General features: G+C 71.8%; 13 protein-coding genes. 8 read left to right on the top strand and 5 right to left on the bottom strand.

Going from position 1 to position 10,091, the window contains the following annotated elements; all coding sequences use genetic code 11:
* Positions 1 to 235, top strand: a 235-nt coding sequence (locus KDL01_RS34740; RefSeq protein ID WP_438802008.1) for an allophanate hydrolase-related protein, incomplete at its 5' end; no start/stop codon positions are given.
* 16 nt (positions 236 to 251) lie between these two features.
* Here KDL01_RS34740 and KDL01_RS34735 read toward each other — a convergent pair.
* The 3 genes from KDL01_RS34735 to KDL01_RS34725 all read right to left on the bottom strand — a co-directional run bounded on the left by KDL01_RS34735 (position 252) and on the right by KDL01_RS34725 (position 1,577).
* Positions 252 to 845 carry a hypothetical protein gene (locus tag KDL01_RS34735; protein ID WP_212532936.1) on the bottom strand — a complete coding sequence of 198 codons (594 nt, stop codon included), beginning with the start codon at positions 843 to 845 and terminating at the stop codon, positions 252 to 254.
* Between the two features lie 82 nt (positions 846 to 927).
* A complete protein-coding gene (locus tag KDL01_RS34730) occupies positions 928 to 1,401 on the bottom strand; it encodes a hypothetical protein (protein ID WP_212532935.1) in 474 nt (157 codons plus the stop codon).
* A complete protein-coding gene (locus KDL01_RS34725) occupies positions 1,398 to 1,577 on the bottom strand; it encodes a maleylpyruvate isomerase N-terminal domain-containing protein (RefSeq protein WP_212532934.1) in 180 nt (59 codons plus the stop codon). Before KDL01_RS34725 ends, KDL01_RS34730 begins: the two co-directional genes overlap by 4 nt.
* Positions 1,578 to 1,749: 172 nt before the next feature.
* Between KDL01_RS34725 and KDL01_RS34720 the strand changes: the two genes are divergently transcribed.
* The 7 genes from KDL01_RS34720 to KDL01_RS34690 all read left to right on the top strand — a co-directional run bounded on the left by KDL01_RS34720 (position 1,750) and on the right by KDL01_RS34690 (position 7,844).
* Positions 1,750 to 2,742 carry an ATP-binding protein gene (locus KDL01_RS34720; protein WP_212532933.1) on the top strand — a complete coding sequence of 331 codons (993 nt, stop codon included), beginning with the start codon at positions 1,750 to 1,752 and terminating at the stop codon, positions 2,740 to 2,742.
* A gap of 61 nt (positions 2,743 to 2,803) precedes the next feature.
* The gene (locus KDL01_RS34715; RefSeq protein ID WP_212532932.1) at positions 2,804 to 3,208 is read left to right on the top strand and encodes an SCO5389 family protein; all 405 of its coding nucleotides are present in this window, start codon (positions 2,804 to 2,806) and stop codon (positions 3,206 to 3,208) included.
* Positions 3,209 to 3,272: 64 nt separating this feature from the next.
* Positions 3,273 to 4,226: a metal ABC transporter solute-binding protein, Zn/Mn family gene (locus tag KDL01_RS34710; protein WP_212532931.1), complete on the top strand. Its 954-nt coding sequence runs from the start codon at positions 3,273 to 3,275 to the stop codon at positions 4,224 to 4,226.
* 20 nt (positions 4,227 to 4,246) lie between these two features.
* Positions 4,247 to 5,140, top strand: a complete 894-nt coding sequence (locus KDL01_RS34705; RefSeq protein ID WP_212532930.1) for a metal ABC transporter ATP-binding protein — start codon at positions 4,247 to 4,249, stop codon at positions 5,138 to 5,140.
* A 5-nt stretch (positions 5,141 to 5,145) separates the two neighbouring features.
* Positions 5,146 to 6,069, top strand: coding sequence for a metal ABC transporter permease (locus KDL01_RS34700; RefSeq protein WP_212532929.1), 924 nt, complete (start codon positions 5,146 to 5,148; stop codon positions 6,067 to 6,069).
* Positions 6,070 to 6,071: 2 nt separating this feature from the next.
* Positions 6,072 to 6,860, top strand: a complete 789-nt coding sequence (locus KDL01_RS34695; protein WP_212532928.1) for a metal ABC transporter permease — start codon at positions 6,072 to 6,074, stop codon at positions 6,858 to 6,860.
* Between the two features lie 111 nt (positions 6,861 to 6,971).
* Complete coding sequence (locus tag KDL01_RS34690; protein ID WP_212532927.1) at positions 6,972 to 7,844, top strand: aldo/keto reductase; 873 nt, start codon at positions 6,972 to 6,974, stop codon at positions 7,842 to 7,844.
* A gap of 37 nt (positions 7,845 to 7,881) precedes the next feature.
* Here the strand turns inward: KDL01_RS34690 and KDL01_RS34685 are convergent, their stop codons facing one another.
* Positions 7,882 to 8,922: an NAD(P)-dependent alcohol dehydrogenase gene (locus KDL01_RS34685; protein WP_212532926.1), complete on the bottom strand. Its 1,041-nt coding sequence runs from the start codon at positions 8,920 to 8,922 to the stop codon at positions 7,882 to 7,884.
* Positions 8,923 to 9,008: 86 nt separating this feature from the next.
* Positions 9,009 to 10,043: a zinc-binding dehydrogenase gene (locus KDL01_RS34680; RefSeq protein WP_212532925.1), complete on the bottom strand. Its 1,035-nt coding sequence runs from the start codon at positions 10,041 to 10,043 to the stop codon at positions 9,009 to 9,011.
* Between the last annotated feature and the right edge of the window lie 48 nt (positions 10,044 to 10,091).

The following is a 10,091-nucleotide window of genomic DNA, read 5'->3' as shown; positions in this document are numbered from 1 at the left end:
ACCCCCGGGCGCCGCGGGGCAGGACGCCGCGGGCATCCCGGCCGAAGTCTGGGAACTCCCGCAGCAGTCGCTCGCGGCCCTGCTCGAGACCGTCCCCGCGCCGCTCGGATTCGCCACCGTCACCCTGGCGGACGGCAGCGGCGTCCTCGGCTTCCTGGCCCACGGCCCCGTCCCGCCCGGCGCCTCGGAGGTCACCGCCCCCGGCGGCTGGCGGGCCTACCTCGCAGACCTCTGACGGAGCATGCCGCCGCCTACACCAGCGGCGCGTTGAGCGACTCGATCCGCCGGGAGACCTCGGCGGCGAGCGCCACCGCCTTCTTGGCCGCCGCCGAAGGGGTCTCCACGCGGGCGAAGCCCCGGTTGCGCACGCAGACGTCCACGCGCACGAGCTTGGTCACGCCGCCGGACATGACCGCCGGCTCCGAGACCCACAGGATCTCGGTCAGCGGGATGTCCACGGCGGCGTCCTTCTTCGGCTTGCCGGTGAAGAAGCCCAGCCGGAAGATGTTGAAGATCAGCAGCCGCTCGTTGGTGAGCACCAGCATGGAGCGCTTGGGGATCTTGATGTCGGCGCGCACGACGCCGCCGCCCTGCGCGCGGTTGGCCTCCGCGCCGATCAGCCGGCCGGCGTTGCGGCCGATCACCATGCCCTCGCTCGATCCGGAGCCGGCCAGGCTGCCGAGCAGGCCGCCGACGTCCTTGGCGAACGTCGCCTGCGTCATTCCGGCCGGATACACCGGCACGTTGGCCAGGACCTGCTCGTCCCGGCCGCGCTCGGCCAGGTAGTACCGCACGCGCTTGGCGTAGTACTCCTGGGCAGGTATCGCAATGCTCTCCTCGGTCACTCACCTATGAAAGCACACGGGTGTGGCCGCAAGGCACCCCCGGCAGCGGTGGGTGACGACCCGGCCGCTCCGCGCCGATTCCTCACCCCGATCTCGCGAGCGCGATCATGTTCGGGACGTTCAGCAGCCCGACGTAGCACGCGGCCGCGACGGACAGCCGCCGGGAAAAGGCCGTGGCGATGACGAGGTAGACGAGCGACAGGAAAGCGAGCGAGATCAGTTCCACCAGGCGCGCCGCCGAGGTGGTCGGGGCGCCGCCCGCCACGAACACCGGCATGCCGGTGAATATCCACGCCGAGCCCGCGATCTGCGCCAAAGCCCACCAAGAGGGCCGCGAGTCCGGATCGCCGTACGAGGCGGCGTCCGCGGCTATCTCCGCTTCGAGGGAACGCAGCAGACCGAGGGTCTGCTCCTGCCGAGCTGCGTCGGCGCCGAACCCGCACTGGACGAGCAAGGACTCTGCCAGTGCGGCCTTGGCGGGCTCGAACTGCCTGTCCGCGGCGAGGGCGATGCCGTAGAGATCCAGAGCGTAGGCCAGCTGCGGGCGATGGTTCACGGGCGATTCGAGGTGCTGGCCCCCCCGACGTGCCGAGCCAGCTCCAGCAGCGTCCACTCGGGGCAGCTCGGTACCTGCGCGCCGAGGTCGGGCGCGGACTCGATCGCCGCACGGAAGGCCCTCGACCGCTCGTCGAGCATCTTCAGCAGCTCGGGTGACTCGGGAGTGTTATGCACTCCGGCTGTGTGTCACCGAGCCTCACCGAGGAGCCAGTGAATATCCGCGGGTGCATCGGCGACCGCGCGACTTGACAGGCCGTCAGTTCGTGGCCGAGTCTTGATAACAGATGAAAACGAAAGTCATCTTCACTATGGCTTCACCAGAACAGAGGGAACGGGGTCGTGTGCGATGAAGGTCGCATTCGTGGGCAAGGGCGGCAGCGGGAAGACCACGCTGTCGGCGCTCTTCGCCCGGTATCTGGCCGATCCGGCCGGCCGGGCGCCGGTGGTCGCGGTGGACGCGGACATCAACCAGCATCTCGGCGTGGCGCTCGGGCTCGACGAGCACGAGGCCGGTCGGGTGCCGGCGCTCGGCGAGCACCTGGGGGAGGCCAAGGAGTACCTGCGCGGCACCAACGCGCGCATCGGCCGGGCGGCCGAGATGGTCAAGACGACCCCGGCCGGGCGCGGCTCGCGGCTGCTGCGGGTGGACGGGGCCGACCCGTTCCACCGGGAGTGGGCGGTGCAGGCGGGCGAGGTCCGGCTGCTGGCGACCGGGCCGTTCGCCGCGGAGGATCTCGGGGTCTCGTGCTACCACGCCAAGACCGGGGCGGTGGAGCTGTATCTCAATCATCTGGTCGACACCGTGGACGAGTACGTGGTGGTGGACATGACCGCGGGTGCGGACAGCTTCGCCTCCGGCCTGTTCACCCGCTTCGACCTGACCTTCCTGGTGGCCGAGCCCACCCGCCGCGGGGTCTCGGTCTACCGCCAGTACGCCGAGTACGCGCAGGGCTTCGGCGTCGCGCTGCGGGTGATCGGCAACAAGGTCACCGACGAGGCGGACGAGGCGTTCCTGCGCGCGAACGTCGGCGCGGACCTGCTCGCCTGCGTCGGCGCCTCCGGGTACGTGCGCGCCGCCGAGCGCGGCCACCTCGGCCCGCTCGCCGAACTCGAGCCCGAGAACGCCGCGGTGCTGGCGAGGATGCGGGCCGAGTTGGACGGCCGGACCAAGGACTGGCGCGCCTTCCAGGACCAGGCCGAGCACTTCCACCGCCGCAACGCCCTCGCGTGGGCCAACGCCGCGGTCGGCATCGACCTGCGCGGCCAGATCGACCCCGACTTCAGCCACGGCCCCGCCGCCCTGAACCCGCCGGCCGAGCCCTCGCCCGCCGCGGCCTGAGCCCCGCGCCGCGTCTGTGCGCGTGGCGTGGAACCAACCCCCTACGAAAGGACTCTGACTCATGTCTCTCGACGTCTCCGACGAACTGCTCGCCCAGGCCGAGGCGGGCGAGGTGGACCCGGCCGCGTTCCTCGAGACCGTGCGCACCTCGCTGCCGTACGCCTACGCGATGGTCGAACGCCTCGCCGCGGACCTCGCGGCCGGGCGCACCGCCGACGGATCCGGGTTCGCCGACAACGTGATCCCGCCCGCCACCGAGGCCGAGCGCGGCCAGCTGCTGCGCGCCCTGGCCAGCAACTCCATCCGGGCCGGCCTCGAATCCCACTTCGGGGTCTGCCTCGCCTTCCAGAACTGCCACCGCCTGGCCGCGTTCCCGGCCGGGGCCGAGCGCAGCGCGCAGTACCGCAGGTTCACCTCCGAGCGAGCCCAGCTGCTCAACCAGTCTCCGCTGCTGCGCGACTGCTGACCCGGCGTTACTCGGGCGCGGCCGGGGTCTGGACAGTGATTATGAAAATCATTACCATTTTCATATGCGCTCACTTCCCGTGTCCAGGCCCCGCCGTGCCCGCACCGCCCTGTTCGCCGTCGCCCTCGCGTCGGTCGCCGCGTTGGGCAGCGCCTGCTCGAGCAGTGCGTCCCCGTCGAACGCCGCCGCCGGCAAGGTCGACGCCGTCGGCGCGGAGAACGAATACGCCGACGTGATCAGCCAGATCGGGGGCCGGTACGTCGAGGTGTCCGCGATCATGAGCAACCCCAACACCGATCCGCACACCTTCGAAGCCAGCCCGCAGGTGGCCGCCGAGGTCTCCGGTGCGCAGCTGGTGGTGCGGAACGGAGTCGGCTACGACGACTTCATGGCGAAGATCGAGCAGGACGACGCCGGGGCCAACCGCAAGGTCCTGGATGTGCAGACCCTGCTCGGCCTGCCCGACTCCACCCCCAACCCCCACCTGTGGTACCAGCCCTCGACCATGCCGGCCGTCGCCGCCGCGATCGCCTCCGACCTCGAGGCCCTCGATCCGTCGCAGGCCGCGTACTTCAAGGCGAACCTCGCCGCCTTCGACGCCTCACTCGAACCGCTCGACCGTGCGATCGCCCAGCTCAAGACGAGGTTCGGCGGCCACGCGGTGGCCACCACCGAGCCGGTGGCCGACTACCTGCTCACGGCCGCCGGCATCGTCAACGCCACGCCCTGGGCGTTTCAGGCGGACGTGATGAACGGCACCGACCCCTCCCCGCAGGACGTCTCCGCCGAGCAGGCGCTGTTCACCGGACACAAGGTGGCCGCGTTCGTGTACAACCAGCAGGTCACCGACTCCCTGACCGAGTCGCTGCTCACCCTCGCGCACCGTAACGGCATCCCGGTGGTCGGGGTCTACGAGACCATGCCCACCCCCGGCTACACGTATCAGAAGTGGATGCTGGCCGAGGTCAGTGCCCTGAGCAACGCCTTCGGCTCCGGCACCTCGGCCCCCACCCTGTGAGCGCGCCGGTGATCTCGCCCATGTCCCTGCCCGCACCCGGACCCGCGCCCGACGGCCCGGCGCGGCCCGTCCTCGAGGTCGAGCAGGTCTCGATCCGCCTCGGCGGCCGCCAGATCCTCGACCGCGTCGGCTTCACCCTGCGCGCGGGCGAGTTCACCGGGCTGATCGGTTCGAACGGCGCGGGAAAGACCACCCTGCTGCGCATCGTGCTCGGCCTGCGCGGCGCGGACGGCGGCAGCGTGCGGGTCGGCGGGAAGCCGTTGACCCGCAGGGCCCGGGGCGTCGGATACGTTCCGCAGAAGATCCAGATCGAGCACGACGCGCCGCTGCGCGCCCGCGACCTGGTCGCCCTCGGCCTGGACGGCGAGCGGCTCGGCCCCCGGCTGCCCTCGCGCGACCGGCGCGACGCCGTCGCGCGGATGCTCGAGGCCGTCGACGCCACCCGGTTCGCCGACGCCCGCGTCGGCACCCTCTCCGGCGGCGAGCAGCAGCGGGTCCTGATCGCCCACGCCCTCATCGCCCGGCCACGGCTGCTGGTGATGGACGAGCCCCTGGCCAACCTGGATCTGCGGGCTGGCCAGGAGATCGTGGAGCTGACCTCGCGCGTCGCGAGGGAGCAGGGCGTCGCCGTGCTGCTGTCCGCCCATGACATCAATCCACTGCTCCCGGTCATGGACAAGGTCGTCTACCTTGCCGAAGGCCGCGCCGTGCACGGCCGTACCGACCAGGTGGTGCGGAGCGAGGTGCTCTCCGAGCTCTACCGGCATCCGATCAGCGTCCTGCGCGTCGACGGCCGGATCCTGGTGGTCGCCGGAGCCACCGTGCGCGCGGAGGCGTTCGACGCGGGGGAGCGGGACGTGCGCGCCGACACCGCCGCGCGTCCGGCCGGGCTTCCGGAGGTGCACGCCGGATGAGAGCGATGTCCAGCCCCCGCTCCGGTTTCGGCTCCGGCTTCCGCTTCCTGTTCGAGCCCGGATTCTTCTCCAGCGGCCCGGTGCACGCGGCGCTGCTCACCGGAACCGTCGTCGCCCTGGTCTCCGGCGCGGTCGGGGTGTTCACCGTGCTGCGCGGGCAGTCCTTCGCCGGGCACTCGCTGGCCGACCTCGGCACCCTGGGCGGCTCCGGCGCGTTCCTGTTCGGCGTCGGACCGCTGTGGGGCTTCATCGCCGCGGGTGTCGCCGTCGGCGGCGCGATGGACCTGGCCTCGACCCGGCGGCGGGCCTCGCGCGGCGTGGCCACCGGCATCGTGCTCGGCGCCGTCCAGGGCGTCTCGGCCCTGCTGCTCTACCTCGACACCACCAGCGGTTCCACCACCGGAGTGACCGTCACGGTGTTGTTCGGGTCCTTGTTCGCCGTCTCCGGCTACACCGCCACGGCCACCCTCGCCTTCGCCCTGCTCGGGTTGGCGAGCCTCGCCGTCTGCTACCGGCCGCTGCTGCTCGACTCCGTCAGCACCGATCTGGCCGCAGCCCGCGGCGTGCGCGTCCGCCTGCTCGGGCTGGCCTTCATGGTCGTCATGGGCATCACCGTCGCACTCAGTTCCCTGATCGTGGGCACCATTCTGAGCCCCGCCCTGCTGATCGGCCCGGCCGCCACCGCGCTGCGCCTGACCCAGAGCCCGCTCGCCGCGATGGGCACCGCCGCGGCGCTCGGCGCGCTCGCCACCGGGCTCGGCGTGCTGCTGGCCTACGACAGCTACCACTGGAAGCCGGTGGGCAACGGCTGGCCGGTCAGCTTATTCGTCATCGCGCTGCTGTTCACCGCGTACCTGCTCAGCGGCCTGCGAAGGCCTCGAGCCGGAACCGGACCCGCGCCCGCCACCGCCACCACCGAGGCGGCCTGAGCATGTTCGCACCCTTCATGCAGGACACCTGGATCACCGCGGGCATCGTCGCCGTCATCGCCGCGCTGGTCGGCTTCTTCGTCGTGCTGCGCGCAGCCGCCTTCACCGCCCACGCCGTGCCGAACGCCGCGTTCGCCGGCGCCGCCGGGGCCGGGCTCGTCGGCGTGAGCAGCCTCGTCGGCCTCGGGGTCTTCTCCCTCGGCGGAGCCCTGCTCATCGGCCTGCTCTCGCGCAAGGGCCGGCACGACGCGGTCACCGCGCTGACCGTCGCCCTCATGCTCGGCCTCGGCGCGCTGTTCCTGTCCTGGAGTACCGAGTACGCCCCCGAGATCTACTCCCTGCTCTTCGGCGAAGTCCTCGGACTGAGCAGCCAGGACGTGACGACGACCGCGATCCTCGGGTTCGCCTGCGTCGCCGTGCTCGCCTGCGTGTACCGCCCGCTGATGCTCTCGAGCACGCTGCCCGAGGTGGCCGAGGCCCGCGGGATCAGGCAGGTGCGCATCGACCTGCTCTTCCTCACCCTGGTCGCGCTGGCCACCACCACCGCGGTCCCCGTCGTCGGTGCCCTGCTCATGTTCACCCTGATGATCGGCCCCCCGGCCGCCGCCCGCGCGCTGACCCGGCATCCGGCCCCCGCCCTCACCCTGGGCGTGCTCCTGGCGCTGGCCACGGTCTGGATCGCCATCGCCGCCTCGTACCAGACCGACTGGCCCATCGGCTTCTTCGTCGGCGTCATCTCGGCCGCCTGGTACCTGCTCGCCCGCGCCGCCGCTGCCGTGTTCCGACGCTGAGCGGCCGTCCGGTCCACCGCCTGGCGCCCGCCGGATGCCGGGCCGGGGCCGAGCCGGGAGGATGGTGCCCGAGCGAGCGACCGCCGCACCGTGCTGGGAGGCACCCGGACCATGATCCTGACCCTGAACAACGGCGTCGAGATGCCGGCCCTCGGCTTCGGGGTGTTCCAGACGCCACCGGATGTCACCACCGCCGCCGTACTCACGGCGCTGGAGACCGGCTACCGGCTCATCGACACGGCCGCCGCCTACGGCAACGAGCGCGAGGTCGGCGAGGCCATCCGCCGCTCCGGGCTGCCGCGGGAGGAGGTGTTCATCGAGACCAAGGTCTGGATCAGCGACTTCGGCTACGACGAGACCCTGCACGCCTTCGACAAGGCCGTCGGCAAGCTCGGCGTCGAGCAGCTCGACCTGCTCCTGCTGCACCAGGCCCTGCCGAGCCGGTTCGACCTGACCCAGGACGCCTACCGCGCCCTGGAGACGCTGCTCGCGGACGGCCGGGTCCGCGCGATCGGCGTGAGCAACTTCATGGCGGAGCACCTCGTCGAGCTGATGAAGCGGGCGACGGTGCTCCCGGCCCTCAACCAGATCGAGGTGCACCCCTACTTCACCCAGGCGGGCGTGCAGGCCGCCGACGCCGAGCGCGGCATCCTCACCCAGGCCTGGTCGCCCATCGGGGGGATCACCAGCTACCGCGGCACCGGCACCAGCACCTTCGAGGACCCGTCCATCGCCGCGATCGCCCGCGCCCACGGCAAGACCCCGGCCCAGGTCATGCTCCGCTGGCACCTGCAGGAGGGCCGCTCGGCGATCCCCAAGTCGGTCCGGCCCGAGCGGATCGCCGAGAACTTCGACGTGTTCGAGTTCGAACTCAGCCCGGACGAGCTCGTGGCCCTCGACGCCCTCGACACCGGCACCCGCGGCGGCCCCGAGCCGCAGGACATCACCCTGGAGAACTTCGGCCGGCCCATCCCCGAGGCCTGACAGGTGCGCTGACCCGGACTCGGGCGCGGGCGCTGGGTCAGACGAGGGTGGCGTTGTCGAGGACGAACCGGTAGCGCACGTCGGAGGCCAGGACCCGGTCGTAGGCCTCGTTGATCTGCTCGGCGTCGATCGTCTCGATCTCGGCGCCGACGCCGTGGGCGGCGCAGAAGTCGAGCATCCGCTGGGTGCCGGGCAGCCCGGCGATCAGCGAGCCGGAGAGCGCGCGCTGGTTGCGCACCAGGTTGGCCCGGTGCAGGGAGTACTCGGGGGTGGCGCCGACGACGGCCAGAGTGCCGTCGATGGCGAGGGTGGAGAGGAACGCGTCGACGTCCAGCGGTGCGCTGACGGTGTTGAGGATGAGGTCGAACTCCCCGGCCAGCCGGGCGAAGGTGTCCGGGTCCGCGGTGGCGTGATAGTGGTCGGCGCCCAGGCGCAACGCGTCGTCCTTCTTGCCCATGCCGCGCGAGAGCGCGGTGACCTCGGCGCCCATCGCGTGCGCGATCTTGACGGCGACGTGGCCGAGGCCGCCGACGCCGATGACGGCCACCTTCTTGCCGGGTCCCGCGCCCCACCGCTCCAGCGGGCTGAACGTGGTCGCTCCGGCGCAGAGCAAGGGTGCTGCGACGTCGAGGGCGAGGCCGTCGGGGATCTTCAGGACGAAGTCCTCGGTCACGACGATGTGGGTGGAGTAGCCGCCCTGGGTCAAGGTGCCGTCGCGGTCCACCGACCCGTAGGTCAGGACATTGCCTTCCAAGCAGTACTGCTCGTAGCCCTTGCGGCAGTTCGCGCAGGTGCGGCAGGAGTTCGCCAGGCAGCCGACCCCGACCCGGTCACCGACGAGGTGCCGGGTGACCTCGCCGCCGGCCTCGGTGACGATGCCGGTCATCTCGTGGCCCGGGACGACCGGGTAGTCCTTGGCCCCCCAGTCCCCGCGGACCCAGTGGATGTCGGTGTGGCAGATCCCGCAGTACTTGACCTCGATCAGCACGTCGTGCGGGCCGAGATCGCGCCGGGCGATCCGGGTGGGGGTGAGCGGCTCGGTCGGTGCGGTGGCCGCGTAGGCGTTGACGGTGAGCATGGCGGATGTCCCTTCTGATCGGGCGGGTCGGGGTCGGACTGCGCGCCGGTCGGTCGATGCGCCGACTCAGGCACCGGCGGCCCTGCTCACGGCTCGATCATGACCTTCAGGGCCTCGCGCTCGGCCATCGCCCGGTAGCCGTCGGGCACGCCGTCGAGGCGCACGGTGCGGTCGAAGACGCGGCCGGGCTCGATCCTGCCGTCGAGGATGTCGGGCAGCAGTTCCTCGATGTAGGCGCGGGCCGGGGCGACGCCGCCGGTCAGGGTGATGTTGCGCAGGAAGTCCGGGAAGCCGAAGGAGACCTGCCGGTACTGCGGGGCGCCGACGCGGCTGATCGTGCCGCCCGCGCGCACCACGGCGAACGCGGTGTCCAGGGCCGCCTCAAGGCCGACGCACTCGAGCACGGTGTGCGTGCCGTCCCCGCCGGTCAGCTCCTTGACCCGCTCCACGCCCTCCTGCCCGCGCTCGGCGACGACGTCGGTGGCGCCGAACTCGACGCCGAGGTCGGTGCGGTCCTTGTGCCGGCCCATCAGGATGATGCGTTCGGCGCCGAGGCGCTTGGCCGACAGGACGGCCGACAGGCCCACCGCGCCGTCGCCGATCACGGTGACCGTGGTGCGCGGGTTCACGCCCGCGGTCTTGGCGCAGTGGTAGCCGGTGGGGAAGACGTCGGAGAGGGAGAGCAGCGAGGCCAGCAACGCCGACTCCTCGCCGACCGGCAGCTTCACCAGCGTGCCCTGCGCCTGCGGGACCCGCACCGCCTCGCCCTGCCCGCCGTCGACACCGTCGCGTCCCCAGGTGCCGCCGTGCCGGCAGGAGGTCTGCAGGCCCTCGCGGCAGAAGTCGCAGGTCCCGTCCGACCAGACGAACGGGGCGACCACGACGTCGCCGCGCTTGAATCCGGAGACCTCGGAGCCGACCTCCTCGATCACGCCGAGGAACTCGTGCCCGATCCGGTCGCCGTGTTCGACCGGCGCCTTGGAGCCGTACGGCCACAGGTCGCTGCCGCAGATGCACGCGCGCAGCACCCGCACCAGCGCGTCGGTGGGCTGCCGCAGCTCGGGGTCGGGCACGTCGCCGATCCGCACGTCGCCGGCGCCGTAGATCAGTGTCGCTCGCATGGAGGTGCCTTTCGCTGGTGGAACGGTGGGGTCTGCGGGGCCGGGGAC

Origin of the sequence: Actinospica durhamensis, from assembly GCF_018139695.1 — a bacterium.
Taxonomy (GTDB): domain Bacteria; phylum Actinomycetota; class Actinomycetes; order Streptomycetales; family Catenulisporaceae; genus Actinospica; species Actinospica durhamensis.
This window is presented reverse-complemented; position numbering and strand designations above follow the sequence as displayed.